The 26,533-nt window shown below is 49.1% G+C and carries 22 protein-coding genes; 8 read left to right on the top strand and 14 right to left on the bottom strand.

The genetic code is table 11. The features are described from left to right. The gene (locus KGP24_RS02560) at positions 1–357 is read left to right on the top strand and encodes a LysR family transcriptional regulator (RefSeq protein WP_223562265.1); all 357 of its coding nucleotides are present in this window, start codon (positions 1–3) and stop codon (positions 355–357) included. On the opposite strand, the gene KGP24_RS02555 is transcribed toward KGP24_RS02560, so the two are convergent. The 5 genes from KGP24_RS02555 to ytfQ form a co-directional block, all read right to left on the bottom strand. Continuing rightward, positions 329–1,900, bottom strand: a complete 1,572-nt coding sequence (locus KGP24_RS02555) for a methyl-accepting chemotaxis protein (protein ID WP_223562264.1) — start codon at positions 1,898–1,900, stop codon at positions 329–331. The genes KGP24_RS02560 and KGP24_RS02555 overlap by 29 nt on opposite strands. A gap of 93 nt (positions 1,901–1,993) precedes the next feature. Next, on the bottom strand, positions 1,994–2,995 hold the full coding sequence (gene yjfF / locus KGP24_RS02550) for a galactofuranose ABC transporter, permease protein YjfF (protein ID WP_023334296.1): 1,002 nt from the start codon (positions 2,993–2,995) through the stop codon (positions 1,994–1,996). After that, positions 2,982–4,007, bottom strand: coding sequence for a galactofuranose ABC transporter, ATP-binding protein YtfT (gene ytfT / locus KGP24_RS02545; protein WP_223562263.1), 1,026 nt, complete (start codon positions 4,005–4,007; stop codon positions 2,982–2,984). The genes yjfF and ytfT overlap by 14 nt, the downstream gene beginning before the upstream one ends. A 10-nt stretch (positions 4,008–4,017) precedes the next feature. Continuing rightward, entirely contained in the window at positions 4,018–5,520 is a 1,503-nt protein-coding gene (ytfR, locus tag KGP24_RS02540; protein ID WP_223562262.1) for a galactofuranose ABC transporter, ATP-binding protein YtfR, read from the bottom strand. Between the two features lie 65 nt (positions 5,521–5,585). Continuing rightward, positions 5,586–6,542 (bottom strand): galactofuranose ABC transporter substrate-binding protein YtfQ, encoded by a 957-nt coding sequence (ytfQ, locus tag KGP24_RS02535; RefSeq protein ID WP_148244380.1) that lies wholly within the window; start codon positions 6,540–6,542, stop codon positions 5,586–5,588. 309 nt (positions 6,543–6,851) lie between these two features. Between ytfQ and ppa the strand changes: the two genes are divergently transcribed. From ppa to KGP24_RS02520, 3 genes are all read left to right on the top strand, one after another. Then, entirely contained in the window at positions 6,852–7,382 is a 531-nt protein-coding gene (gene ppa / locus KGP24_RS02530; RefSeq protein ID WP_020684412.1) for an inorganic diphosphatase, read from the top strand. 303 nt (positions 7,383–7,685) lie between these two features. Continuing rightward, positions 7,686–8,042 carry a hypothetical protein gene (locus KGP24_RS02525; protein ID WP_223562261.1) on the top strand — a complete coding sequence of 119 codons (357 nt, stop codon included), beginning with the start codon at positions 7,686–7,688 and terminating at the stop codon, positions 8,040–8,042. A 117-nt stretch (positions 8,043–8,159) separates the two neighbouring features. Next, on the top strand, positions 8,160–8,630 hold the full coding sequence (locus KGP24_RS02520; RefSeq protein ID WP_223562260.1) for a hypothetical protein: 471 nt from the start codon (positions 8,160–8,162) through the stop codon (positions 8,628–8,630). A gap of 315 nt (positions 8,631–8,945) precedes the next feature. Here the strand turns inward: KGP24_RS02520 and KGP24_RS02515 are convergent, their stop codons facing one another. From KGP24_RS02515 to tamA, 3 genes are read right to left on the bottom strand one after another with little or no spacing between them, the layout of a single operon-like run. Continuing rightward, complete coding sequence (locus KGP24_RS02515; RefSeq protein WP_014830431.1) at positions 8,946–9,290, bottom strand: gamma-glutamylcyclotransferase; 345 nt, start codon at positions 9,288–9,290, stop codon at positions 8,946–8,948. A gap of 2 nt (positions 9,291–9,292) precedes the next feature. Then, positions 9,293–13,069 carry an autotransporter assembly complex protein TamB gene (gene tamB, locus KGP24_RS02510; protein WP_223562259.1) on the bottom strand — a complete coding sequence of 1,259 codons (3,777 nt, stop codon included), beginning with the start codon at positions 13,067–13,069 and terminating at the stop codon, positions 9,293–9,295. After that, positions 13,066–14,799: an autotransporter assembly complex protein TamA gene (gene tamA, locus KGP24_RS02505; protein ID WP_223562258.1), complete on the bottom strand. Its 1,734-nt coding sequence runs from the start codon at positions 14,797–14,799 to the stop codon at positions 13,066–13,068. The genes tamB and tamA overlap by 4 nt, the downstream gene beginning before the upstream one ends. A 224-nt stretch (positions 14,800–15,023) precedes the next feature. Between tamA and msrA the strand changes: the two genes are divergently transcribed. Beyond that, positions 15,024–15,665, top strand: a complete 642-nt coding sequence (gene msrA / locus KGP24_RS02500) for a peptide-methionine (S)-S-oxide reductase MsrA (RefSeq protein WP_148244376.1) — start codon at positions 15,024–15,026, stop codon at positions 15,663–15,665. Positions 15,666–16,258: 593 nt separating this feature from the next. Here msrA and KGP24_RS02495 read toward each other — a convergent pair. Together KGP24_RS02495 and KGP24_RS02490 are read right to left on the bottom strand one after the other, a co-directional pair. Next, on the bottom strand, positions 16,259–17,167 hold the full coding sequence (locus KGP24_RS02495; RefSeq protein ID WP_223562257.1) for a DUF4435 domain-containing protein: 909 nt from the start codon (positions 17,165–17,167) through the stop codon (positions 16,259–16,261). Beyond that, positions 17,164–18,453 (bottom strand): AAA family ATPase, encoded by a 1,290-nt coding sequence (locus KGP24_RS02490; protein ID WP_199557225.1) that lies wholly within the window; start codon positions 18,451–18,453, stop codon positions 17,164–17,166. Before KGP24_RS02490 ends, KGP24_RS02495 begins: the two co-directional genes overlap by 4 nt. Positions 18,454–18,814: 361 nt before the next feature. Here KGP24_RS02490 and KGP24_RS02485 point away from each other — a divergent pair, with 361 nt between their 5' ends. Continuing rightward, positions 18,815–19,381, top strand: coding sequence for a recombinase family protein (locus KGP24_RS02485; RefSeq protein WP_059306504.1), 567 nt, complete (start codon positions 18,815–18,817; stop codon positions 19,379–19,381). 214 nt (positions 19,382–19,595) lie between these two features. Here the strand turns inward: KGP24_RS02485 and KGP24_RS02480 are convergent, their stop codons facing one another. From KGP24_RS02480 to KGP24_RS02470, 3 genes are all read right to left on the bottom strand, one after another. Next, on the bottom strand, positions 19,596–20,012 hold the full coding sequence (locus tag KGP24_RS02480; protein ID WP_029882383.1) for a lysozyme inhibitor LprI family protein: 417 nt from the start codon (positions 20,010–20,012) through the stop codon (positions 19,596–19,598). A 15-nt stretch (positions 20,013–20,027) separates the two neighbouring features. Next, positions 20,028–20,888 (bottom strand): hypothetical protein, encoded by an 861-nt coding sequence (locus tag KGP24_RS02475; RefSeq protein WP_223562256.1) that lies wholly within the window; start codon positions 20,886–20,888, stop codon positions 20,028–20,030. A 186-nt stretch (positions 20,889–21,074) separates the two neighbouring features. Further along, the gene (locus KGP24_RS02470; protein ID WP_084833159.1) at positions 21,075–21,338 is read right to left on the bottom strand and encodes a helix-turn-helix transcriptional regulator; all 264 of its coding nucleotides are present in this window, start codon (positions 21,336–21,338) and stop codon (positions 21,075–21,077) included. A 99-nt stretch (positions 21,339–21,437) separates the two neighbouring features. On the opposite strand from KGP24_RS02470, the gene KGP24_RS02465 reads away from it, so the two are divergent. Next, a complete protein-coding gene (locus tag KGP24_RS02465; protein ID WP_223562255.1) occupies positions 21,438–22,049 on the top strand; it encodes a LexA family transcriptional regulator in 612 nt (203 codons plus the stop codon). A gap of 1,704 nt (positions 22,050–23,753) precedes the next feature. On the opposite strand, the gene KGP24_RS02460 is transcribed toward KGP24_RS02465, so the two are convergent. Further along, entirely contained in the window at positions 23,754–24,953 is a 1,200-nt protein-coding gene (locus KGP24_RS02460; RefSeq protein ID WP_223562254.1) for a phage integrase SAM-like domain-containing protein, read from the bottom strand. 219 nt (positions 24,954–25,172) lie between these two features. Here KGP24_RS02460 and KGP24_RS02455 point away from each other — a divergent pair, with 219 nt between their 5' ends. Then, positions 25,173–26,510, top strand: a complete 1,338-nt coding sequence (locus KGP24_RS02455; protein ID WP_194401567.1) for a hemolysin family protein — start codon at positions 25,173–25,175, stop codon at positions 26,508–26,510. Positions 26,511–26,533 lie beyond the last annotated feature (23 nt).

Genomic DNA, 26,533 nt, shown 5'->3' with positions numbered 1-26,533 from the left:
ATGAAAAATTATTCCCGTGCTAATACCGGCATTGATTTAAATCTTATCCCTGTATTTATTGAAATCGTCCGCTGCGGCAGCATGGCAAAGGCCTCTTTGCGTCTGGAGATGTCCCGCCCCGCGGTAAGCCTGGCATTAAAGCGCTTTAATCAACTCTTTGATGAACCCCTATTTTTCCGTAAAGGTTTATATCTTGAACCGACGGAAAAAGCGTTAGCCTTAACCAGCTCGCTGGAAACATTAATGGGTGAAATTCACGATAATATTGGGGCAGTTAACTCCGGGATAAATAAAACCCCGGCACAGAGCATACCGGGGCTGGGTAATATTATGCAGCGGTCTGAGTCGTCACTTTGAATGATGACATAGCGTCCATCAGCTGACGCGACTGCTCCTCAAGGGAGCGGGTCGCGGCGGAGGATTGCTGAACCAGAGCCGCATTCTGCTGCGCAGTTTCGTCCATCTGGTTCACCGCAATATTCACCTGCTCGATACCGCGACTCTGCTCCTGAGACGCGGTTGCAATCTCGCGCATCAGTTTGGTCATGCGCAGCACTTCTGTTGCAATCTCATCCATCGTTTCGCCAGCCTGCTGGGCCAGCTCGCTGCCCTCGTTAACGTGGGTCTGCGAATCACTGATGAGCGATCGGATCTCCTTCGCCGCGTCGGCGCTGCGGCTGGCAAGGTTGCGCACCTCGCCCGCGACGACGGCAAACCCGCGCCCCTGCTCGCCCGCGCGCGCCGCTTCCACGGAGGCGTTAAGCGCCAGAATATTGGTCTGGAAGGCAATACCGTCGATCACGCTCAGGATGTCGGCGATGCGCGCCGAGCTGCCGGAGATATCGCGCATTTTTTCAATCACGTAGCAGACCATCTCGCTGCCGTGATCGGCCGTGTCGGACACCGACTTCGCCAGCTGGTGCGCCTGCTCGGCATTATCGGCGTTGAGCTTCACCGTCGCAGTGATCTGTTCCATGCTGGCCGCCGTCTGCTCGAGAGACGTGGCGGTGGATTCCGTACGCTCGGCAAGATCCCGATTCCCCAGCGTCAGCTCGCGGCTACCGGTGTCAATTTGCGAGCTGGCATCGCGTACCCTCAGAACCGAGTTCATCAGCGACTGTCGCATCTCCTCTATCACCGCGTTGAGGCGGTTAAACTCCTGGCTCGCGGGCGCATTCAGCGTATGGGTTAAATCACCCGCCGCCACGCTCTCCAGTTGAACAATCGATGCCGAGAGCGGCTTGAGCAGCATATGGCGCAGCACCAGCCAGGCGAGTACGATAATGCCCGCCGTCAGCAGCGCGGCGACGATAATCAGGATCAGTACGCGGGTTTTACTCGCCTGGACGGCGCTGACTTCCGCCTGACCGCGCGCTTCGCTCCATTTCTGAAACGCCTGCATATCGTTATCAAACTGCTTCGCCACCGGAATCAGCGACTTCTCCAGCAGATCGTAATACCCGTCCGCGCTCTGGTCATTCAGGGTTTTCAGCATCGGGTCGATCCCCTGCTGATTATACATCGCCAGGCTGGCCGCCACTTTGTCGAGCAGCTGTTGCCCATGCTCGTCAGCCACGCCGCCGTCGATCACGCTTTTCAGCGTTTTCTGGGCCAGGGCCACTTCCTGATTGATGTTTTTTACCGCTTTGGCCGCATCGTCCAGCATGCCGATTTCCATCAGGCGGACGGCCTGGCCCGCCTCATTGCGCGCGCGCAGGATCAGCGTATAGCCTGAATTAAGCTGCACCATCTGCTCACCCTGAAGGTGATTAATACGCTGCAGTGAAGAAGAACTCTGTGTGAGGGCATAAATGCCAATGCCGCTGACAATCAGCAGCAGAAGGGTCATAACGGCCAGTAAAGAGAGCAAGCCGGTACGAATCGATAGCGTTTTAAGCATGATATTATTTCCGGTAGCGAGATATTTCTGGGCATAAAAAAAGAGTATCGGCCGCTACCGGAAAATGTTTAGACTTTAAGCAAATTCAGCGTGTTATCGCTCTGTTACCGATGTGTTTACGCGGGTAACAGGCGAGCTTTGACGGTTCTCCCAGAGCACCGTCAGGCCACGCTGCAGGGCGATAAAAATAAACAGCAGAATGCCGATGGCGATCTTCGTCCACCATGAGCTGAGCGTGCCGTCAAAGTTGATATAGGTTTGTATCAGCCCCTGGATAGCCACGCCGAACAGCGTCCCCAGCACCGTACCCACCCCGCCGCTGAGCAACGTGCCGCCGATAACCACAGAAGCAATCGCATCCAGCTCAACGCCCACCCCTGCAAGGGCATAGCCCGCCTGGGTATACACCGAGAAGACGATACCCGCCAGCGTCGCCAGCCCCGTAGAGAGCATATAAATGCGGATGGTGGTGCTACGGGTGGAGATCCCCATCAGGTTTGCCGACGTGGCGTTACCGCCGATGGCGTAAACCTGATTGCCAAAACGGGTACGATGGGCGAGGAAGATGCCAATCACTACCACGCCCAGCATCAGCAGCCCCATCGCGCTAAGGCGGCCGCCGCCGGGAATTTTCCACGCCAGGCTGGAGAGCGTGTCGTAGATCGGGTGGTTAATCGGGATCGACTCCTCCGACACCAGATAGCTCACGCCGCGCAGGAAGAACATCCCGGCGAGGGTGATGATAAAGGCCGGAATTTTCAGCGCGTCGATCAGCAGCCCCATAAAGGCGCCAAACGCGCAGCCCATCGCCAGCACCAGCGGGAACGCCACCAGCGGAGAGATCCCCCAGAAGCCGATCGCCTTCGCGAGGAACACGCCCGTAAACGCAATCACCGAGCCGACGGAGAGATCGATCCCGCCGGAGAGGATCACAAAGGTCATTCCGACGGCGATGATGCCTAAAAAGGCGTTATCGGTCAGGATATTGCAAATCACCCGCGTCGACGCAAAACCGGGGAACTGGGTGAGGCAGTAGAGATACCCCAGCACAAACACGCCCAGCGTGATCATCAACGGTAAATTACGTTTTATCATGGCCACGGATCCCCTTAATGACGCTGACAAAGCGCGGCGACTGGACGATCAGCACGCAGAGCACGACCACCGCTTTCACCACCTGGTTGAGTTCTGGCTGAAAACCGGAGAGCAGGATCCCGGTGTTCATGCCCTGAATGATCAGCGCGCCAATCACCGAGAGCAGCAGGTTAAAGCGCCCGCCCATCAGCGACCCGCCGCCGATCACCACCGCGAGGATCGCATCCAGCTCCAGCCAGAGCCCCGCATTGTTGGCATCGGCCCCGCGAATATCCGCCGCGACGATGACCCCGGCAATGGCGGCGCAGACGCCGCTCAGCACGTAGGTCAGCATCACCATCAAGCGGGTGTTGACCCCGGCGTTGCGCGCGGCGCGGATGTTGATCCCCACCGCTTCAATAAACATGCCGAGCGCCGTTTTGCGGGTAAAGAGCCAAAAGATAACCAGCGTCACGAGGGCAATAATCACCGGCGTCGGGAAGAACAGAAGGTTGCCGCTACCGAGCCACGCCAGGCTCGGGGAGTTAAAGGTGACGATCTGTCCGGAGGTAATCAGCTGCGCCACGCCGCGCCCGGCTACCATTAAGATAAGGGTGGCGACAAAGGGCTGAATTTTCAGCACCGCCACCAGAATGCCGTTCCATAATCCGGCCAGCACGCCGGTGCCTAAGGCCGCCAGCAGTACCACCGGCAGGCTGTGTCCGGCCACGGTCATGGAGGCGGCCGTGGCCCCGGCGATAGCCATCACCGCGCCGACGGAGAGGTCAATTCCACCGGTGGCGATGACCAGCGTCATCCCGATGGCCAGCAGCGCCACGGGCGCGGCACGGTTCAGGATGTCTATCGGGCTACCAAACAGGCGGCCATCCTGCACGATAATCTGGAAGAAATGCGGCGCGACCAGGCTATCCACCAGCAGTACCACCAGCAGCGCCGCGATTTGCGGCGTGCCGGTCGGCCAGCTGAAGCGGCGCTTTGTCTCACCGGTTTGCGAAAGCGAACGGGGCATCACGATTCACTCCTTATGCCGCGATGGCATTCATGATCGCCGGAACGGACAGCTTATCCAGCGGGATCTCAGCCACCTGTTTGCGATCGCGCATGATGATGACGCGATCGGCATAGCCCACCAGCTCTTCCAGCTCGGACGAAATGACCAGCAGGGCCAGACCGTCTGCACACAGGGTTTCGATAAGCCGGATAATTTCGGCGTGCGCCCCCACGTCAATGCCCCGGGTCGGTTCGTCGAGGATCAGGAATTGCGGTTTGGTCAGCAGCCAGCGCGAGAGGAGAACCTTCTGCTGGTTGCCGCCGGAGAGGAACTCGATGGGCTGTTCCGCGCTCGGCGTGCGGATGCCGAGCTGGCGAATAAAGCGCTCGGCAATGGCGTTTTGCTCACGCTTAGGGATCGGGCGCAGCCAGCAGCGCTGGGCCTGCAGCGCCAGGATGATATTTTCCCGCACCGAGGCCGCGGCAATAATGCCGTCCGTTTTCCTGTCTTCCGGGCAGAAGCCGACGCCCAGGCAGGAGGCCTGATGCGGCGATCGCAGAGTTTGCGGTTTGCCCTTGATCAGCGCGGTGCCGCTGTCCGCCGGTTTGATCCCGAAGATCACCTCGGCGGTTTCGGTCCGGCCGGAGCCCAGCAGGCCCGCCAGCCCGACGATTTCGCCTGGCCGCACCTCAAGGTTAAACGGCGAGATCGTCCCTTTTTTACCGTAATCGCTGAACGCGGCGACCGGTTTCTCACTCAGCAGCGTGCGCCCTGCACGCTGCAGGGCGTTGGTTTCCAGCTCGCGGCCCAGCATCATTTTCACCAGCTCGATCTGCGGCAGATCGCGGGTTTCGCGGCAGCCGACAAAGCTTCCGTTGCGCAGCACCGTGATACGATCGCTTACCTCATATACCTGATCGAGGAAATGGGTAACGAAGATCAGGCTGACGCCCTGATCGCGCAGCTGGCGCATCAGGGTAAAGAGCATCTCCACTTCCTGGGTATCGAGGCTGGCGGTGGGTTCATCGAGGATGAGTACCTTCGCGGAGAGATCGATCGCGCGACAGATGGCGACGATCTGCTGCATCGCCACGGAAAAGCGGTTCAGTGGCTCGCGAACGTCGAGGGAGAAGCCGTACGATTCCATCAGCTTCGTGGCCCGCGCCTCCATCTCTTTGCGGCGCAGCAGGCCAAAGCGGCGTGGCTCACGGCCAATAAACAGGTTATCCGCCACCGACATATTCGGCAGCAGGTTCACTTCCTGGTACACCGTCCCGATCCCCAGCTGCTGGGCATGGGCGGTGTTTTTCGGCGAAATGGCGTTGCCTTCCAGCCAGATGGTGCCGCGATCGGCGTGATACACGCCGGTGAGGGATTTAATCAGCGTCGATTTTCCCGCGCCGTTCTCGCCCAGCAGCGCCATAATCTCACCGCGCCGCAGGCTGAAATCAACGCTATCCAGCGCCTTTACGCCGGGAAAGAATTTACTCAGGCCCTCTGTGCGGAGGATTTCCTGGTGTTGTTCAGTTTTCATATTTACTCCCCCGGCACATTCCCGTAGGCCGGGTAAGCGCAGAGCCACCCGGCAATTTCACTGGATCAGTAGCCCATATTTTTCTTCTTCTCTAACTCTTCTTTCGCCGTGTCAGGCAGGTAGAGCGTGGACCTGGTGACCGTCACCTTCTCAGGCATCGTGCCGTCTTTCTTGAATTTCTCCAGCGCGTCGAATGCCGGGCCCGCCATGTTTGGCGTCAGCTCCACGCTGGCGTTGGCTTCGCCATCGATCATCGCTTTGTAGATGTCCGGCACGCCGTCGATAGAACCGGTGAGGATATCTTTGCCCGGCTTCAGGCCCGCTTCTTTAATTGCCTGAATCGCACCGATCACCATGTCATCGTTGTGGGCGTAAACCATGCAGATGTTCTTGCCGTTGTTTTCAGCCTTAATGAAGCTCTCCATGACCTCTTTACCTTTACTGCGCGTAAAGTCGCCGGACTGAGAGCGGATGATCTTGATGTTTGGCGCTTTAGCTATGGCCTCAGCAAAGCCTTTTTTACGGTCGATGGCCACGCTCGCGCCGACGGTGCCCTGCAGCTCAACGACGTTACACGGCTTGCCGTCGACCTGTTTCACCAGCCAGTCACCAATTAACTGTCCTTCAAGAACGTTATTGGCCGTCACGGTGGTCATATAGAGGGATTTGTCTTTGACGTCGATGGAACGGTCGAGCAGGAAGACCGGGATCTCAGCGTCTTTTGCTTCCTTCAGGACGGGTTCCCAGCCGGTCGCCACGACGGGTGCAATAAAGATGGCATCCACGCCCTGGGCGATAAAGGAGCGCACGGCTTTGATCTGATTCTCTTGTTTTTGCTGACCATCGGCGATTTTCAGGGTAATGCCGCGTTTCTGAGCCTCGCTTTTCGCAACGTTGGTTTCTGCCGCTCGCCAGCCAGATTCAGAGCCGACTTGCGAAAAACCTACGGTTAAGGGAGCGGCCATCGCCATAGACGACATGGCTGCCGAAACTGCTGTGACCAGGAGTAAGCGCTTCCACATATGAACGTCCTCGTAGGGTGAGTTATTGTTGGTTAAAAGATGTTCTGCGGAATGACTATAGCCCATGAAATATGTAACGAATTGCGTTACATCACACTTCAGAAAAGTGAATAAAACGTTAATCACAAGTTTGTAATCGCTTTCATTTCGCCATGAAAAATGCGGCTGAGTTTATGGATTTTCCTGTCATGGAATCGGTCTGAAAAGTGGTGAAAGCGGGGAGAGAAAGCGAAAACAGGCGGAGACATTCAGCGCGAGTTGGCTATAATACCTGCCACTTGTTTACCATCCATTTTAAAGGACACCGACATGAGCTTACTCAACGTCCCTGCGGGTAAAGAACTGCCAGAAGACATCTACGTAGTTATCGAAATCCCGGCTAACGCAGATCCGATCAAATACGAAATCGACAAAGACACTGGTGCGCTGTTCGTTGACCGCTTTATGTCTACCGCGATGTTCTACCCGTGCAACTACGGTTACATCAACAACACCCTGTCTCTGGACGGAGATCCGGTTGACGTGCTGGTCCCAACGCCATACCCACTGCAGCCAGGCTCAGTCATTCGCTGCCGTCCAGTTGGCGTGCTGAAAATGACCGACGAAGCCGGTGAAGATGCGAAACTGGTTGCGGTACCGCACACCAAGCTGAGCAAAGAATACGATCACATTAAAGATGTGAACGACCTGCCAGAGCTGCTGAAAGCGCAGATCAGCCACTTCTTCGAGCACTACAAAGACCTCGAAAAAGGCAAGTGGGTTAAGGTTGACGGCTGGGACAACGCAGAAGCGGCGAAAGCAGAAATCATCGCCTCTTTCGAACGCGCTGCTAAGAAGTAATTCTTACTGCCGATCGATAAAGCCCCGCTGGTCGGGGCTTTTTTATTTATTTGGTTAAAATCGGCAAAAACGGGTTATTTAAGAAAAATTCCATTCTTTTTGATTTGGACATTAAAAACAGAAAAGACGTCCTATCATTTATGGTGGGAGTGGTTGAATAGCCTGGCTGTTCACAACATACTGTCATGATGAACATTAATCCCTCTTCATTATAGGATTCATATATTATCCATTAACATTGATGTTGCCCGCCCAACTGGGATTTATTTTATCATTGAACGGCTCTATTCCCGCGATGGCCTTATGCCTTCTATTGGGGAAATCAGCCCCTCTTTGACTCAGCTGCACCGTACTGTCATTCAGCTAAAACGCAAGCAAGATATGTTTATGGATGGCGTTAAGGTTTCCCCTAAAGATATTACCCTTTGGCAACAGATAAAATATATTACGGGCTCGAAAGTAACGACCAAAGATACAGATGCGTTAGTGTATACGACCGATTTTATTGGATCTCTTGTTGCCACAACGCCTTTAGGTAATATTGAGCATGAAAATATTCCTCGGTTCCTCACGACAGAGTCTATCCACTCCCTGCCGCAGGCGGTGAGTTATGGGCGGGATCCCATACCACAAGTTCTTCTTTATGGACAATGGTGGTAAAGGTACGCCAACCGCTATTGCAAAATATAACCACAATACTCGTGACCTTGCCATAATCAAAGATCAGCTAGAAGCCAGTAAAACGATGAAGGAACTACTATCTAAGGGAGCAAAATTATGAGTAAGAAAAGCCATATTGTGAGCCTATTCGTTCTTATTATTGCCTCCTTTATATTTGGAAGAAGTACGTATGTTGAATATCTTTCATGGTACTATGGAAGCGATAATTTAATTTTCAGTCAAATAAATAGCTCATTACTATCCAGTTTATTTAACGGGCTTTACTTCGCTCTATCTGCAAGTATTATTTATGCGTCACTTACTCTATTAAAAAGAATCCCAGTAAATATTATCACTTCTTGTCTGCTTCAGTTCTGTATTAACATCGGTCTATATACGCTTTTTGTTGCAGTAGATAGAGGATATAGTAAATTACATACTTTAGGCTCGGGTGCTACTGATATCACCCACAGCTATTTTTTAGGGGCGTTGCTGACGAGCACACTCCTGACCGTCGCGATCGTGAGCGTTATACATGCTAAGTTTCTTTCTTCAAAGCATAAAGATGGGCTACATAAAGGCGTTTGACTGTTACGGCAAAGACAGCAAATGGCAGTATCTCTGCATCATGACATTCCAGCTTGCCTGGTTTTTGTTTTACTTATGGATCCCTTATCGTAGCGATTATGCGATTCTGCTGTTTTTACTGTTTTTCCTGCCCGTCATTTCAAGCAATACGCGGTGCATAAACCACTATGGCCGTTCTCGCGCCCTGTGTTTATTATGGCTTATTGCCCCCTATATCATGCTGTTCGTTCCTCTTTTTTTAACCCGGCGCCGGGATACAGAAGAGAGTTGAAGGAACAAAAAAACAACGCCACCTCACGGTGGCGTTGTCGTTTTTCAGTACTGGTCTCTGTCTAACCAGTTACCGCTTACAATCCGCGTTAACCCTTCGACCGGACGCTGGTAGACATACATCCACGCACTTCCGTACGGCGTCTGGATCAACTGGCGTGCGTATTCACCGCCCCTGGTGCGCAAGGCATCAAGTTCGGCAAGTGTCGCATTATCAATACGATACACTTCACCCTGTACTGTTCCTTCGCCCGGAACCGCGCCTGGATAGTGGCCCAGGCTGTACAACTGGTAGTTCTCGATATTGTAATTACCCAACAGCAGGGCATTGGTCATCCAGTGACTGTTGCCTTGCTTGGTTCGTAAACTGCCGTAGACAAATATTCGCATTGCTAAAACTCAAACTGATAGAGCAGATCAAGTGCCTGGTCTACGCCGGACACTGCTTCCAGATATAGCTTAGGCATCAGGCGATAGCGTAGCGTGAGTGTTGCCAGTGAGTCAAAGATCCCCACACCATATTTTACCTGCAGACCCGGCAGCACATAGCCGCTGACCACCACCTGCGAGGAGTCACCCACGCCCTGGGTGTCCAGCGCCAGATTGCTTACGCCGAACGTCTCGCCGATTTTACCCACAACCTGCCCACTTTGTGCAACCCCCAGACCGACTAACATCGAGGTCATCGCCGCACTGTCGTTTTGTCCGCTGTCCAGACCTTGTCCACGCAGCAGATAAGAGAGGGCTTCCTGCTGCGACATCGCCGGGTCAGAGAAGATCTCCGCCTTCGGTTCGTCGGCAGAGCCGGTAACGCGTACGCCAGCAATGACGTCGTTTTCCGTCGCTTCCGGGTTACGAATCGCTTCGATGTTCAACAGGGGTTGATCCGGTGGACCGGAGAACAGCAGCTCGCCTTTACGGACAATCAGATCCTGACCATAGGCGTGGAATCGTCCTTCAGGAATATTAATTTGCCCGTTCAGGCCAAGACCTTGTTTATCCTGCGCCACCTTCAGGTCGCCCGTGAGCCTCGCCTTCAGCCCAAACGCATCCAACCGCACGTTATTCCCCACGTGCACGATAAGGTTACTATTAATCGGTATGCCCGCGCTCTTCTGTTCGACAGGTTTCAGATTTTCATTGAGCATAACTTCATCACTTGAGACGCCGACCGCGCTTTCCGGCACGTCGTGAACCACAATGCGCGCCCACGGGACGTCGACGCGTCCGTCAAGCGTGAAGAGGCTTGGCGTGGCTTCAAAGACCACATCAGGCGATACGTCCAGGCGCACCATCGGCGGTACGGTGATGCGCACCTTACTGCCCTTCGCGGCAATACGGGCGCGCCAGTTGTCGAGCTGGCTCCAGTCCGCGTCGCCACTCAGGTTGATTTGCCCCTGCTGCGTCAATACCGAGCCGCTCAGCGTCGAGCTCATGCCGTTGAAGTTCATCGCGATCTGGCTGGGCTGCATGTCAAACGGCATGAAGTTGCCGTCGATATCCACGCCGCTGAGCCGCATCTGACCGAACAGCTGCGGGCTTTGCGCGTTACCTGCCAGGCGCAGGTTAGCGTTCAGCATGCCCTCCGCTTTTTCCCCGCGCGCGAAAATCGGGTTCACCATCGCCAGGTTGAAGTTACGGATGTTGACGTTGCCGCCCAGATTACGCCGTCCCTGCGGATCGGTAATCTGGACCTGCCCGTCCAGCTGACCGTTATTGGTCAGGCGAATCGTCCACCCCAGCTGTGCGCGATTGTTATGCAGATCGGCACTCAGGTTCAGGGTGTCGAACGCCACAGGCAGCGGCGCGTTGTTGACTTCCTGCGTCACCTTCACGTTACGCCCTGACAGCGTGACGCTGCCCTGCGGTAGCCCCTCTTTGGTGGTGTCCCAGGCTACATCGGCTTTACCGCTGAAGACGCCGCTGGCCTGCGTCGTGTCCGGCATAAACGGCTTCAGCATCGCCAGGTCGAAGCGGTTGAGGTTGATCTGCGCCCGCCCTTCCGCGCCCGCATCAATGGTCTGAGGCACGCAAAGCTCCGCATTCGGGTTGGTCCAGCAGTGCGGCCCAATGCTGATCTTCTGCTCGGTGTTGCGATAGTCCAGGGCAATGGAGCGCGACAGCGCCAGCGGCCCGACCGGCGTATTGAAACGCGTGTTATCAAGCAGACCTTTCCAGCGTTCTTCCTTGCGGTCGAAGCTGCCGGTCAAGTGAAGCTGGCCGGAGACCGGCTCGCCCTGCACGCGCAGCTGGAGGTCGTGCTGCTTCTCGTTCCCTTTGGCGTCCAGGGTAACAAGGCTAATGTTCACGTCCGGCTGAACAATGCGCTCCACGCGCAGGTTCAGTTTACCGCCGATCTGATCGGCGGATTTCACATCCCCTTCCACGCGGACGCGGGCAACGCTCAGCTCCTGCCAGCGCAGGCTATTGGCGGTGATATCCGCCAGCAGCTGCGGCGCGTCTACCGTACCGCGCACCTTCACGAGACCTTTCGCCGTGCCGCCAAGCCCCGGCAGGGCGTTATCCAGATTCGGCGCGTCGATGGTGGCGTCAAGGTTGAGATCTTTCACCCCCAGCTCGCCTTTGATATCCGCCGTGTTGCGGCCCAGCGCCACGTGCAGCCCCGGGATAATCCACTGCAGATAGCTGTTGCCTTTCAGCGAGCCTTCAATTTTTACCTTGTTCTGCTTCACGTTCCCGGCTAGCTTGATCTCCGGCACGTCCATCTGCCACGTACCGCCGTACAGGCTGCCGCGGGTCTTAATCAGGCCATCCAGCTTCGACGGCCAGTCCGGCACCTCTTTGGCGGTGTTAATGCCCGTCAGCTTCAGCTCGCCGCGCCAGCTGATCGCCTGCTGCCAGTCGAGCAGCGCGGTCAGCTCGGTTTTGCCTTCCAGCGCCGCGACGGTCAGCTTGTCGAGGTTGACCTGCTGTTCGTTGCCCTTCGCATCCAGCGTGATGTTCGCGGGCGGAACGCCCTGCCCCTTCACCGCGGTGCGGAACGAGAGCGTGTAGTCGGTCATCTTGCCGCTCAGCTTCAGCTTCAGGTCATCGGCCTGGAACTGCTTTTCGCCGGTGAACGGCCAGTAAAGCTGCTTGCTGATAACCTCCAGATTGAGCGGCAGCCCGACTTCCGCCAGCTGCGTTTGCGCGCGCAGGACCATGTCCACCGGGCCAGAGAGATTCACCCCGACATCCAGCTTATCGCGCAGCGCCCCGCCCACTTTGACCTTCACCTTTTCGCCTTTCAGCGGGTCAATGTTAAGCGCGCTGTTGAGGGTGATATCTACCGGCCAGTTGTCGCGCAGCAGGGCGTTGCCTGACGCATTCACCGAGCCCTGGTTGGTGTCGATATCCAGCGCGTCGAGCTTCATGTTGCCGTCAATGCTGCTGACCTTCAGCAGCATGGTGTAGACCGTCAGATCGGTATCGCCGGTCAGGCGCAGCTGCTCGCCTTTGAACTCCTCAATGTTGAGGTTCAGCGGCAGATGAACGTCGGTCATTTCCGGCAGGACAGGCTTCGAGAAGAGGTCTTTCAGCGTTTCGCCCAGCGGCTTTTCTTCCGGCTGCGGGTTCTGGATCTTCGGCTCGACGATCTCTTCCTGCGCCACGTCGGCCACTTTCGGCAGCGCGATCAGCAGGCCCTGCAGGGACGTTGGCGTCAGGGTCAGGTTTTTCTCCTGCCAGCGCAGGCCGGAGGTGAAATCCATCACCGATACGGTGGTGTCGTCGATTTTGATATTGACGTTATCGAGCGCCACCCGATAGAGCGCGATCGGGTACGGCGTGGAGAGATTCAGCGGGCCGCTGTCCTCTTCCTCGACCGGAGCAGACTTCGGCATTTTTTTCGAATCTATCGCCACGTTGACGTCTTTGAGCGACAGATCGTTGACGCAAAGCTTGCTGTCACGCAGACAGCCCAGCTTCACCGCCAGGTGAAACTCCCCGGCGTTCACCGCCACGCCCGGCTGCTCATAGCGGATGTTCTTCAGACGCAGATCGCGCCAGCCGCCCGTTACCTGGCCAATCTCCAGCCCCGGCACCCAGCGGTTCGCGGCGTTAAACAGCAGATGAAGCCCGGTCGTCGTTCCCACCAGAAACGCCACCGTACCGAGCAGCAGCACGATAAAAATCAGCACCCCGAGGCTTATTTTCTTCCATAAACTCATAATTCAGGCCCCAGACCGATGTAAAACTGTAATCCGTGTTCTTCTTTGTCGCCGACAGGCACGGCGAAATCGAGCTTGATGGGCCCGACGGGTGACTGCCAGCGTACGCCCACGCCCGCGCCGGTTTTAAAGTCGCTGCGGCGGATATCGTTCACCGCTTCACCGCCGTCAACAAACATGGCGCCCCACCACTTTCCGCTGACGTTGTACTGATACTCCAGCGATCCCGTCGCCAGTTTTGACGCACCGGTTAGCTGACCTTTTTCGTTCTCAGGTGAGATCGATTTGTACTTATACCCACGAATGCTGCGGTCGCCCCCCGCGAAGAAGCGCAGATCCGGCGGAACGCGCTCGAAGTCTCCCGTTTCAATCCAGCCGAGATTGCCGCGCATCACAAAGCGGTGTTTGTCATACAGCGTGCGGATCCAGACGTTTTGCGCCTGCATGACGGAGAAATCCACGTCGGAGCCCCAGGCGGAGTTGGAATAATCGATGGAGTAGCGCTGCGAGTCGCCCCAGGTCGGCATCAGGCCCCCACGCGAGCGGGTACGGCTGATCATCACGCCCGGATAAAGCAGCATGGTGGTATTGGTGACGTTGGCCTGCGTAAAGTGGTCCAGGCTCCAGCGCAGGTTAATGGCGCGCTGCCAGCCGCTGGAGAGATCCCAGAAGCGGGAGACGGCAAGCGTCGTAGAGTCCTGCTTTGTGTCGTTCAAATCGGTGCGCTTAAAACCGCCCTGCAGAAGATAATATTGCTCAAGCGGATTTTTCAGCAGCGGCATTTTGTAGCTGAAATCCAGCTGCTGCTCGGGCGCAGAGAGGCTCAGGCTGGTGGTCAGGCTGTGACCATACGAGTTCATCCACGGTTTTTTCCACGAGGTTTTCACGCGTGGTCCGACATCCGTCGAGTAGCCAACACCGGTCTCAATGGTGTTCTCGGTGCGCGGCGAGACAACGCCATGCAGCGGCAACACCTTGGTTTTGCGAGACTTATCAAATTCCGGTGCGACAACCACGGAGTTAAACCAGCCGGTAGCAGAAAGACGGCGGTTCAGTTCCGCCAGGTCCCTCGACTGGTAGTAATCCCCTTTTTTGAACGGCACGAGGTTTTGCAGATACTCTTCACGAATTTGCGAACCTTCAAACGTCACATCGCCAAAGCGGTAGCGTTCCCCGCTGTCGTAGTCGATATCCCAGAAGGCCTGACGTCGATCCAGCGCAATGCCCAGCTGGCTTTTATTGAACTGGCTGTCAAAGTAGCCCTTACGCAGGGAAACGCTCGTCAGCTCTTTTTTGAAATGGTCGTAGTCGCCGTGGTTAAGCACGGTACCGACTTTCGGCCGCGTGCTGAGCAGGTCCAGATAATCCCGGTCGGTACGCGCCCCGCCGCGCAGGATGACGTTCGTGCCGCCAATCAGTACCGGCTCACCCGGCGAAACGCGGGCAATAAGAACCTGACGCCCCTTCTTTGGCGGCGGACGGAGATCGAAATCAATGGTGGGTTCGTAATACCCCAGCGCTTTCAGTCCTTCACGGATGGCGTCATCGACGCGCGCGCGAAAACGTCGGTCCGGCGTCACCTCATCACTCTGGATGGTCGATAGCTGCGCACGCACGTTTTTTTCCAGCGCCCCGGATAACCCCTCAACCTGCAAACGGACATTCGCCGCGCTGGCAATCCCGCTTGTCAGCAACACACTGACCAAACATAACTGGCGGATTTTTGTCACGTTTTCTCCTGAATATCCCTGTTTCCACCCTGGAAGCAAATGAAGTGCCGCTCCGCGGCAAAATACGGCCTATTGGCCAAAAACCCAAATCGCGGGTTGAAAATAGGTGTAACACCCAAATATTTCTTATGATTAAATCTAGACTCATTCAGCGCATTTATTGTGTTCAATTAAACGCTTCGTGACAACCTTAACTGAAACATCGCACCCCGGGAGGCCCCATCGTGAGTTTATTCGACAAAAAGCACCTGGTTTCACAAACCGATGCATTACCGGGACGCAACACTCCTATGCCTGTGGCGACCTTACACGCCGTCAATAACCATTCCATGACCAACGTACCGGAGGGAATGGAAATCGCCCTGTTCGCCATGGGCTGTTTCTGGGGCGTTGAGCGCCTCTTCTGGCAGCTGCCCGGCGTTTACAGCACCGCGGCTGGCTACACGGGCGGTTACACGCCGAATCCTACCTATCGCGAAGTTTGCTCTGGCGAAACCGGGCATGCGGAAGCGGTACGCGTGGTCTATGACCCTGAGGTGATTAGCTACGAGCAGCTCCTGCAGGTCTTCTGGGAAAACCACGACCCGGCGCAGGGCATGCGTCAGGGCAACGACCACGGCACCCAGTACCGCTCGGCCATTTATCCGCTCACGCCTGAGCAGGATGCCGCCGCGCGCGCCAGCCTTGAGCGTTTTCAGCAGGCCATGCGTGAAGCGGGCGATACGCGCGAGGTAACGACGGAAATCGCCACCGCGAAACCGTTCTACTATGCCGAGGACGATCACCAGCAGTATCTGCATAAAAACCCGTACGGCTACTGCGGTATCGGGGGCATCGGCGTATGCCTGCCGCCACAGCTGGCCTGATTGCCGATCCAGTGCCACGCGAGCCGCGTGGCACTTAAGCAAACGACAGCGTTGTCTCATCATATAACAACCACACATTAGCCGCCCCTTCCGGCCACCTTCGTCAAAATGTGACCTCTGGCAGATTTACATCTCTTTACGCTATACTACCCGCTGAAATAATCGGCTCAACGCTACGAGCTGATTTTCAATGTGTTTTCACACGAATGGTATCAACTCCCCTTCTGAGGATCTGGCGAGAAGCCGGATAAACTATGTTAAACAGCCATTTTGAATCCACTTTACTGGGGCAGTATGTCAGTGTTGGTGCGGGTTTGATGGTGATTATGAGTATTGGACCATATGACAGAGAACAGAAGGGATCAAGTTGGTAGGTTTTATTTAGCTTAAGTAATTTATTTTAATATGACTGAACTGACCATGATGATTAAAGTCCAAACATGGTTAAATAATACCATACTAATTATGATGTTAATTGGTATTGAAAAGGCTGTTTTACATAAAATCAATAGGGGCTTGTCAGCGATGGAGTTGTTAATTAATCGCTATACACTGATAATAATAAAGCCAGTCAAAATGACTGGCTTTATACTTCAGTATGCAGCTTGAAGTACTCTCGAGAACTGCTGTTCATAATGACTCAGCGTAGAAGGTTCTAAGTAGTAATCGGGTTTCATTTTAAAATTATTGAATGCTACATTTTTTATTAAATTAAAATCAGCAATATTATGAGTTATACCAGAAGTTATTTTATATGCATAAGACAAAATTTGCAAAATCATATACTCATAAAAATGACCTTGGATAAGGTTATTAAAATCAAGCTTAGTTGCAACAATTAACTCATGGAGTTCAGGATCTGTTTTTACATCCTCTGATATTTTATTAAAAAGCCTTTTTACCTCACATAATTGCAATGGATATTTTAAATTAACATCATACCTAAACCCTTTATCCCCACCTTTTTTTCCTATGGGGAAAATACCATTACCAAAGAATTTCGAGACCAAGTTAGCCCTATTAATTAAGCATAATCTCCGGATAGAACGCACTAATTTTTGTTGTACAATATCGCACGCAAGATCACTATCTAAACTAAGCAATCTTGCCAGTTCGAAATAAAGATTAGGAGACCAAAAATCATTTTCCCAGCTATAGCCGTGAGTAACAATCAGCTTCTCTGAATTGGTCCTTGTGAAATACACTCCATCATAATCACGATCTATAATTGCAAAAGAATTAGATATTTTCTCATTAACTATTTTATCATGATAATCTAATACATTATCCTTGCAACCAACAATCTTTATTTTAACATTATGGTGAGGAGTAAACACTTTAAACAAAGAGGTATAAAAAATAACATCAAACACTTTCGAATCATCGGTACTCTGTTGTGTAGTTGATTTTTCTAAAAGTCTCCCCTCAATATAAACAACAGCTTCGACTTTATAAAATATATTATAATTTCTTAATCCACTCGCTGTTCTTGAAAAAGTCATGAAACCAAATCCTCCATATCAATGACAGCATCTTGCTCAACACCTACAATATCAGGAGAGTGAGTAGCAAAAATAATTTGTGCATTTGGATTTAGCTTCGTAATAGCCCCAATCAGTTGTTCTTGCCAAATGACATGCAATGATAACTCAGGTTCATCTGCGATATATATAACATGCTGAGATTGTTGTAGTAATGTTTCACCAAGAATAATAAGTAACTGTTTTTCCCCTGATGATAATTCTTCCAACTCAATTAATCGACCATCTTTAGTCATAACTACAAGTTCGCTTTTATCAGAAACAGAGAACTTTTTACGACCATTAAACATTGAATTAAGTAAAGAAATAAAGTTATCTCTGGGTTTAAATATACTGGCTTTTTTAGTCTGTAAAATTTCATAATCGGCAACTAATGTATGAGCACGCCAAGAATTATACATCACCGAAAAATCATCTACGGAAATAGCTTTGGAATTTGCTCTTTGTTTAATTTTTTCTAATCGAGAAAAGTGTTCATTTAGTTTTTTGAGATAATACTTATTATCAACACCAAGAACATCAAAAACTTCTACTAATGTTTTACGTTCTTGATCGATGTCGATCGAACTTGAGAATTGAAATATGGGGTCTGCTCCCTCATTATTAATCAGAGCAAGGAAGCTTTTTTTCTGAAATTCAATCGTATGATCAGAAAAATTTTGAGATAGTACCGAAAAATAACGGACAAGATTATTGTTCAATTCAATAATCTTATGGTCAATAGTCGTTAAAGCTCTTTTGTCGGCATCTCTAAAGTACAAATTATCTGAGCGGTTTACGGATAACCATGAAACCTTAATCAATTCTTTTAAGGCAAGACTTATCTCACTTAAAGAATGAGATTCCTGATTAGTCCCCCTTCTTCTGCTTACGATCCTGTTTCCATCCTTCGTTTCTATATAAACTCGATCGAATCGAGGGTCAAAAGGGATTACTATAGGCTCCTCTTTCGCCGCCATTTTGATTTCATATATTAGACTTTCTTCTGATGCCAATGGCTCTTTTCTAACACGAATGCTTGGTCGACGGGAACCACCAATTTCTTTAAGCCGAATTAAAATACTATCAAATTCAATCCTTAAAAGCTTCTCATAATCAAAGGTGAGTGCCGCGGCAAGTAGATTAATAAGTGTAGTTTTCCCTGTACCATTAACACCTATTATAAAATTTGTTTTGCTATTAATATATATGTTTATATCTTGATGCCCCCACAGGCCTTTGATATAAACAGAAGCTATAGTATTCATTCTTATTCCTTATGCACCAGCATCTGAAATTGTAGATGTACTAATAGACTTTAAACAATTCTTACATCACAGTAAACGTCTATTTCACCCACAAAGCCAAGCAATTTGTATACCAAATCTCACTCTTTTGTAATATCAGGAACCCCCACTCTTTAATTAAAAAACAATAGGAAAAACCTATTGAATTAAAAATGATTTGAAGGGTTAAATAATTCATATGTAGCGATTAAGCATCCTTAATCGCTACATACCGCATATCCTCCTAAAGCCTGATTAAGCGTAGCGATCTGCCTTGATTTTTCATCGCTACACTCTATAATAAATCGCAACATACAAATCGATACAGTATAGAGATTTTGACATGGCACACATCGCTTATATTCGCGTATCCAGCTTGCAACAAAACAGCGAGCGACAATTAGCAGATACGGGGATCACCTTTGAAAAAGTATTCACTGAGAAAGTAAGTGCGAAAGATACCAATCGTGAAGCATTCTTAGCGATGATGGAGTACTTACGCGAAGGCGATACTTTGCATGTGCATGACATCAGCCGCCTTGCCCGTAATACAACCGACCTTCTCTCAACTGTAGATACTTTGACTAAACGGGGTGTCGCGATCCAGTTTCATCATGAAGGCATTAAGACGGGAGATAACTCACCTACTGGTAAACTGGTTCTAACTTTACTTTCGGGAATTTGCCAAATGGAACGTGAAATGATGCTGCTCAGGCAAAGAGAGGGTTACGAAGCAGCTAAGGCTGCTGGTCGTATTGCTGGACGTGGAAATGGTAGGCATATCCCGCGTACTGAAATCCTCGCGGCATTGGCATCTGGCGGAAGTGTTCGCTCTGTAGCTGCTGACTTCGGTGTAAGTACCAACACTATTAGCCGAATCAAGAAAGAAATGAACTGTGCGGCATCTTAAGTTAAGCAAATGATTTCTTTCACACAAACAGAAAAGACTTTGCATGACCTAATGCACAAATACTTTGATACTGGAACAGAAGATTACGTGATGTTTGGCGTTTTGCTGTGTGAATGGAGTGATGAAAGTACTTTAAGAATTATTAATAGCGGTTATCCACCAGCCCTGACTCATCGATGGCAATAAAAAAGGTAGCCTACGCTACCTTTTAACATCAGCCACCAAGATTTGTACTATTCCTGAGTCGATAAAGATCTAATGTTTTATCGCGGATGATATTCATTTTGCTTTCAGCCGCAATCAAACTCCAGATAGTACCCTCTTCTTTTTGATAAAAAGCCTCAATTCCTTTATTATACGAATCTCTGTATTTTATCCATTGCCTTTGTGAATCTCTTAGGGCAGCACGCACATTTTCAGGCTGATCTTTCATTAGCAGTTTATATTGATTCCCAAGCTCAGTATCCCACGCTGTAGTAGCTTTAATATAGCAATTCTGTGAGTCAATGGTACTAACAGCATCCATCTTGCATTTTTGTAATGTGCTATCAATATTTTGCTTAAGTTCATCAGCAGAGGCCGATAAACACAATAGCAAACTTAAACTTATAACAACCGCTTTAAAATACATAATCCTGAATCCATTTCAATTATCAGTTTGTACTGTAACACGATGTTCTATCTCGTTAAGATGAGCTATACCACAGTTTTCTAATTGAGAACGGGCAAATCTAATATCGTTGTTGGCTCTCTGGATGTCAGGATCGGTTGTAGGACTCCTCCCCCCTGCAAATGGCGAAATACCCGACTGGGTTAAAGAATCAGAGGTTTCATTCCAGTACTCAATGGCTTGCTCAGACGCTGCATTAGCAGCTAACAGTCGATTGAATTCACGTGAGCATGACTTCTTTTGAACAGCAATGTAATCATCGACCCAAACACCATGTTGTTTGTAGATATTTTCAGCTACTAAGTACTTACCACTACTCTTGTCGAGACTATTAATCTTACTTTCGATGTAGTCTTTGTTCTTTTTTTCTAATGCTACAGCGGCAGCATGTTTATCGGCTAATTTTATTGACTCATCTTGCTTAGCTTTAACCTCAATCCACTTTTCTCTGTTAAAGATCCCGGCACTCTTCGCTTCAGAGAATTGATCTTCGATCATAAAACCAAGATTCTTTCCTTGTAGGTTCATCATATATACATTAGCTTGCCCAGCTATTAATAATAAAATGACAATGATGATAGGCAGAAGAAAGTTATTAAAAAACTTTGGAAATTTTTGCGTTAATGCGGGGTGGTTTTCTTGTATAGATGGAATGGCTATAATTGACCACCAAAATGAGATGATCATAACCATACTCCAAAATGCTAAAGTAACTAATGCAAGTAATACTGTAGCAAATGACATCCCTGGTTCATTGAATGTACTAAAATAACTATAAACCATGGACGCCATGATTAAACCGAATCCCATATAAACAAAAAACTGTATTTTCTTCATTTTTATTTTCCCTTGTTATTTTAATACTCGTTTTATATTACCGAGGGAGTCAACTTCTACTCTGACAAGTTTTCTACATGCTCCGCACGAACCTACACCTGTACCACTGCTTTTTATTCCGGTGTTAACTGTCGTAGTACATCCACAATGCGGACAAACCACTGTATATGTTGCGTATGCCACAATTTATTCCTCACTATTGCTGTAACGTTCGGGCCAGATTTCTTCTCGGGTGACCCCAATATAATCGGCAATGATCTGCTCACCTTTTGGCCAATGCCTCTCAAGGGCGTTGTATAGCGTTCGTTCATGTAAGCCGTTGTCTCGGGACAACTTAGCCAACGAACTACCTTTCTTGCGTATAGCTGCAAGTACATCGGCCCGATGCCAGTTTCGAGTACTGGCATTTGATTCCTTTTTTTGAGATCCTTCTTGTTTATGATTCTTCATTATGATCACTCATTACTTAATCATGAACATGATTGATCAATAAAATGAACAAGTCAAATCGAATTAGGAATACAATTCCTTAAGTTGAATGGCGATAGAATGAACAATAAAAAGCAGAGTACTAAAGAGTTCAGTGAACGCTTAAAGCACGTCATAGCAGAACTTGGAACAACGGGTAGAGAGTTCTCAAAACGTGCGGGTATTGGCTATAGTACTGTTCACAACTACATGCACGGTTCATCAAGCCCTACACTGGATAACTTGGTACTCTTGGCAAAAGCAGGCAATGTCTCTATTGAGTGGCTGGCTACAGGCCAACAATCGAGCATGGGCATCACTGATTCAGATGTCATATGTGTACCTTTTATTGATCATGCCGATGAAATGTTGAAACTTGATGCTCAACTGGTTGAGGTGAAGGGTTTACACTCTCTGCGTGCCATCAGGGTCAGTACCGATGTAATGACTCCTACTTTTCTCACGGGTGCAGTGCTACTCATTGATACTAACGATACAGATTTAACTGATAACAAACTTGTAGTATTAAAACAGAGCGGGAATTATTTGTTTAAGAGAGTACAGGTACTCATGGATGGAGTACGCTTACTGAGTGATAATGACAATTACCCATCAATCACGGTCGCTTTTGAAGATATGAAAAGCATCAATGTCATTGGTACTGTAGTGATGATTGTTAACAAAGTTAATTAGCACAATTAGTACTTCCACCAATCACCGTTAACAAACCTACCCGAGGTAGTGAAAGGTGGAAGTTCTAACTATAGTACATGACTCAATAAGTTCGATCCATTAGCAACTTTAATAATCATGCTTAAACGCTCTGTAAACGCCTATGGCAAGTTTATAAAATGAGTATCATACAAGTGTCATTATTATGTACTAATGTTTCCTGAGTCATTGTAACTGCATTAAACACAAGCATTAATTAATGAAGAGTTCATAGCAAGGCGTGCTCACAAAGAAAAATTGAAATTATCAATCCTTACGATATCCAATTGAACTGATACTTTCATTGAATATTGACTGTCTCGCTTTACAAGCGAACCAGGAATTTCATTCGATTTAATCTCACTGCGTTCAATTAAAGTCGAATATCAATTCATTGGATATTAAGTTTTGCTTTAGCGATACGTTTATTAGGTACTGATTAGCTTTAACAGCGTTACCCCTTGACGGGATTTCTTGGATACATTTTGATCCCCCACTAAGGGGGAAGAAATTCAAGATATACAAATAATTTGTATTTCTTGACGCTGATACTCATCAACATTTCATACAGCGAATTTTGAATACAACTATATTGTACTCAAGCGGAAGCGGGTTGCCCTGTTTCTTCCTATCGCCATTCTCTGCAACGGTCGTAGCTCATCGCTACTCTTCTTATAAAAGCTGTATGAATAACTCCTATAAGCGTCTAAGTACTTCTCAAATTCTGGACGGATCTATATTGTATAAATTCGCCACAGAATCTATTAGAAGTAATAGACTCCCTTATACCATTTGGTAAGGATTGGCCTTATATGTCTATCAAGGGAATCTACGGGGTATTATCCGATTCCTTTATAGTGCCACATTGCCGTGACTCCTGCGTTTTCGTCTTTTTTGTCTGGAATTTACGCTCGGGAAATTTGCACGGGTTTCATTTGCACTGCGTTCTGTTGAACAACTCATCTGCCATCTACTTGTCGATAGGATCAGGTTTTAATTTATTATACCAAGGATAATGACGCTCTTATCATTAACCCACGACTAACGGGTACACCAACAGGATTTTTAACTATACATATAGTATAGGACATAATTTAAATTCATTTCATTTTTTTCTTCTCTCCCTATAAATATCGGTAGATATTTATAGGGGATGAAATATGTGTTTTTTAGTACATTTATATTTAATGGCTTGTATTAATAAGTGTTGCTAAGTAACCCGCCTTTAGATTATGGAATAATAGCAACGCACCTGTTTCTATCGTAAAACATAAAAACTAAGGAATCGGTTACCCATTGAAAATATGATGTAAATTTCAATGTCATAACCAAAGAATAAAAATGAACAGTGACAAAAATATTCAGCACATATAAAAACCCATAAAATAAAAATGAATGTGGATTATTTTTTAGCATTGCTTATATTTGATTTTATTAACAACTTCTTATTGCTGCCTTTAGAAAACACTCTTTCCTCATTCCTTATAATACATTCATACTCTTCTTCTAATAACTTATAATAAGATAGTGCCTTATCATAATAATATTCTTTCATTCTCATAATTTAAACCTCACATTTTTATAAATTCATTACCCCTTTTAGTATAGGATATAAAGGGAAAGAATTTCACGAATGATTTAAAGTAATGTACCTCCCGATAACACATCCATGTGCTTGCTTTTAATTCAGATACGATCAATCACTTGTTTCATTTGCAGAAGTGGTTGTTTACTCCTGTATGTTCTATCCGTCATTGTTCGATGAGCATGTCCAAGTATCGAGAATCTTATATGGTCTGGTACTTCTTGAAGATCTCTCAATCGGTCTGACAAGCCATATCTATAGTCATGTGCTGTATGTTTCATACCTGCTTTTTTGAAAGCCTTGCTTACGGCATTACTTGCAGATGAATTATTAACCCAATGATATATTGGTTTCTCTTCCCATATACCAGCCTTTAGAAGACTATCACTTAAAGGTATATCGCGAATTGACTCGTTATTCTTAACGGTTTTAGTACCCGCATCATTAATGCTGATACACTTGATGAGTATTCCTTGGTCTTCTTTCTCAATATAATCATTTGAAGAGATTTGGATCGCCTCACCGATACGTACTCCTGTGTAAAAAAGTAGGTTTAGTAACCACCATAAGGACCTGGTATTACCAACATGCTCAGAAGAAATTATTTTTTGATGCTCCCTTAATGAAACACCCGTTTTAATACTCACATTTTCAACATTCTTATAGTTCATCCCCAAAAAAGGATTCTTCACGATGTAATCACGTTGCTTCATAGCGAAATTGAACATCGCAGAAACCTTAATAATGGCATCTTGTCTGGATCGAGGTGACTTACCCGACTTATCAAGAAACTTTTTATAAGTACTCACCGTCTTTTTCGTAACTGAAGCTACTGGGATATCCCCACACCATTCCAGGAAACCATTCACCGTTCTCTCATTAAGCACTTTGGTACTCTTCGCCCAATCAGAACTCATCTCCTCAAGCCACTCATTAAGTACTGATGACAATAAAGGGGAAATGCTCTTTTCTTGTATTACTGGATGCGGCGAGACATGACATACAGAGGCGGCGGATAAAAATTCATCCTCTATTTGCTTATCTCTGGCCTTTAGAAGCGTTTCACGAATCAATAGTGGATTTGTATTTCCCATTAGCTGAGAGAGCCTTATAAAGGCTTCAGTGAGCTTTACGGCACGATACTGAGCCACATTTCTGTCCTGAGTGCGTAGGCTAACTCGAAGAAGTTTCCCAGCTAATCGACGCTGCCACATAAAAGAGCGTTCAGAGGAAGCTGTCCTGTCTAAAAAACGCACATTTTGCTGTATAAAGATTGGATAAAGATCTGGTAAAGATTGCATGAAAACCCTCTTTAAATGAGAATGGTTCCCATCAATTCCCAAGCACAACACTTCTCGGTACTTAAGCGTAAAAATGTGACCTCTGGCAGATTTACATCTCTTTACGCTATACTACCCGCTGAAATAATCGGCTCAACGCTACGAGCTGATTTTCAATGTGTTTTCACACGAATGGTATCAACTCCCCTTCTGAGGATCTGGCGAGAAGCCGGATAAACTATGTTAAACAGTATTTTAGTAATACTTTGTCTGATTGCCGTCAGCGCGTTTTTCTCGATATCTGAGATCTCGCTGGCCGCGTCCCGTAAAATCAAACTGAAGCTGCTTGCCGATGAAGGCAACATCAATGCCACCCGCATCCTGAAAATGCAGGAAAACCCCGGCATGTTCTTCACCGTGGTGCAGATTGGCCTCAACGCGGTCGCCATCCTCGGCGGTATCGTGGGTGATGCGGCGTTTTCCCCGGCGTTTTATAGCCTGTTTGTGCAGTACATGTCCGTTGAACTGGCCGAACAGCTGAGCTTTATCCTCTCCTTCTCGCTGGTAACCGGCCTGTTCATCCTCTTTGCAGACCTGACCCCGAAACGCATCGGTATGATTGCGCCAGAAGCTGTGGCTTTGCGTATCATCAACCCGATGCGCTTCTGTCTGTACGTGTTTCGTCCGCTGGTGTGGTTCTTCAACGGCCTGGCAAACGTCATTTTCCGCATCTTTAAGCTGCCGATGGTGCGTAAAGACGACATCACGTCTGACGACATTTATGCGGTCGTGGAAGCCGGCGCGCTGGCCGGGGTGCTGCGCAAGCAGGAACACGAGCTGATTGAGAACGTATTCGAACTGGAATCCCGTACCGTGCCGTCTTCCATGACGGGCCGTGAGAACATTATCTGGTTCGATTTACATGAAGATGAGCAGAGCCTGAAGAACAAAGTAGCGCAGCATCCGCACTCTAAGTTCCTGGTCTGTAATGAAGATATCGACCACATCATCGGTTATGTCGACTCCAAAGACCTGCTGAACCGCGTGCTGGCAAACCAAAGCCTGGCGCTCAACAGCGGCGTGCAGATCCGTAACACCCTGATTGTACCGGACACCCTGACGCTCTCAGAAGCGCTGGAAAGTTTCAAAACCGCCGGGGAAGACTTCGCGGTTATCATGAACGAATACGCGCTGGTGGTGGGGATTATCACCCTGAACGACGTGATGACCACGCTGATGGGCGACCTGGTTGGCCAGGGGCTGGAAGAGCAGATTGTTCAGCGTGACGATAATTCATGGCTGATTGATGGCGGCACACCGATTGAAGACGTAATGCGCGTGCTGGATATCGACGAGTTCCCGCAGTCCGGCAACTACGAGACCATCGGCGGCTTTATGATGTTTATGCTGCGTAAGATCCCGAAACGTACCGACTCGGTGAAGTTCTCCGGCTACAAGTTTGAGGTGGTGGATATTGATAACTACCGCATCGATCAGCTGCTGGTGACGCGCATCGACAACAAACCGACCGTACTGGTACCGAAGTTGCCGGACGCGGAAGAGAAGGTGTCGGCGTAAAGCGCCCCCCTACAAACATCAAC

Source organism: Enterobacter sp. JBIWA008 (genome assembly GCF_019968765.1).
Classification (GTDB): domain Bacteria; phylum Pseudomonadota; class Gammaproteobacteria; order Enterobacterales; family Enterobacteriaceae; genus Enterobacter.
Note: the sequence above shows the minus strand (reverse complement) of the source record. Positions and strands in the feature narration are given on the sequence as shown.

Bases quoted from the DNA above. Each gene is read 5' to 3' on its own strand.
- KGP24_RS02560 (WP_223562265.1), top strand. From the start codon at position 1: ATGAAAAATTATTCCCGTGCTAATACCGGCATTGATTTAAATCTTATC.
- KGP24_RS02555 (WP_223562264.1), bottom strand. From the start codon at position 1,900: ATGCTTAAAACGCTATCGATTCGTACCGGCTTGCTCTCTTTACTGGCC.
- yjfF (WP_023334296.1), bottom strand. From the start codon at position 2,995: ATGATAAAACGTAATTTACCGTTGATGATCACGCTGGGCGTGTTTGTG.
- ytfR (WP_223562262.1), bottom strand. From the start codon at position 5,520: ATGAAAACTGAACAACACCAGGAAATCCTCCGCACAGAGGGCCTGAGT.
- ytfQ (WP_148244380.1), bottom strand. From the start codon at position 6,542: ATGTGGAAGCGCTTACTCCTGGTCACAGCAGTTTCGGCAGCCATGTCG.
- ppa (WP_020684412.1), top strand. From the start codon at position 6,852: ATGAGCTTACTCAACGTCCCTGCGGGTAAAGAACTGCCAGAAGACATC.
- KGP24_RS02525 (WP_223562261.1), top strand. From the start codon at position 7,686: ATGCCTTCTATTGGGGAAATCAGCCCCTCTTTGACTCAGCTGCACCGT.
- KGP24_RS02520 (WP_223562260.1), top strand. From the start codon at position 8,160: ATGAGTAAGAAAAGCCATATTGTGAGCCTATTCGTTCTTATTATTGCC.
- KGP24_RS02515 (WP_014830431.1), bottom strand. From the start codon at position 9,290: ATGCGAATATTTGTCTACGGCAGTTTACGAACCAAGCAAGGCAACAGT.
- tamB (WP_223562259.1), bottom strand. From the start codon at position 13,069: ATGAGTTTATGGAAGAAAATAAGCCTCGGGGTGCTGATTTTTATCGTG.
- KGP24_RS02495 (WP_223562257.1), bottom strand. From the start codon at position 17,167: ATGACTTTTTCAAGAACAGCGAGTGGATTAAGAAATTATAATATATTT.
- KGP24_RS02490 (WP_199557225.1), bottom strand. From the start codon at position 18,453: ATGAATACTATAGCTTCTGTTTATATCAAAGGCCTGTGGGGGCATCAA.
- KGP24_RS02485 (WP_059306504.1), top strand. From the start codon at position 18,815: ATGGCACACATCGCTTATATTCGCGTATCCAGCTTGCAACAAAACAGC.
- KGP24_RS02480 (WP_029882383.1), bottom strand. From the start codon at position 20,012: ATGTATTTTAAAGCGGTTGTTATAAGTTTAAGTTTGCTATTGTGTTTA.
- KGP24_RS02475 (WP_223562256.1), bottom strand. From the start codon at position 20,888: ATGAAGAAAATACAGTTTTTTGTTTATATGGGATTCGGTTTAATCATG.
- KGP24_RS02470 (WP_084833159.1), bottom strand. From the start codon at position 21,338: ATGAAGAATCATAAACAAGAAGGATCTCAAAAAAAGGAATCAAATGCC.
- KGP24_RS02465 (WP_223562255.1), top strand. From the start codon at position 21,438: ATGAACAATAAAAAGCAGAGTACTAAAGAGTTCAGTGAACGCTTAAAG.
- KGP24_RS02460 (WP_223562254.1), bottom strand. From the start codon at position 24,953: ATGCAATCTTTACCAGATCTTTATCCAATCTTTATACAGCAAAATGTG.
- KGP24_RS02455 (WP_194401567.1), top strand. From the start codon at position 25,173: ATGTTAAACAGTATTTTAGTAATACTTTGTCTGATTGCCGTCAGCGCG.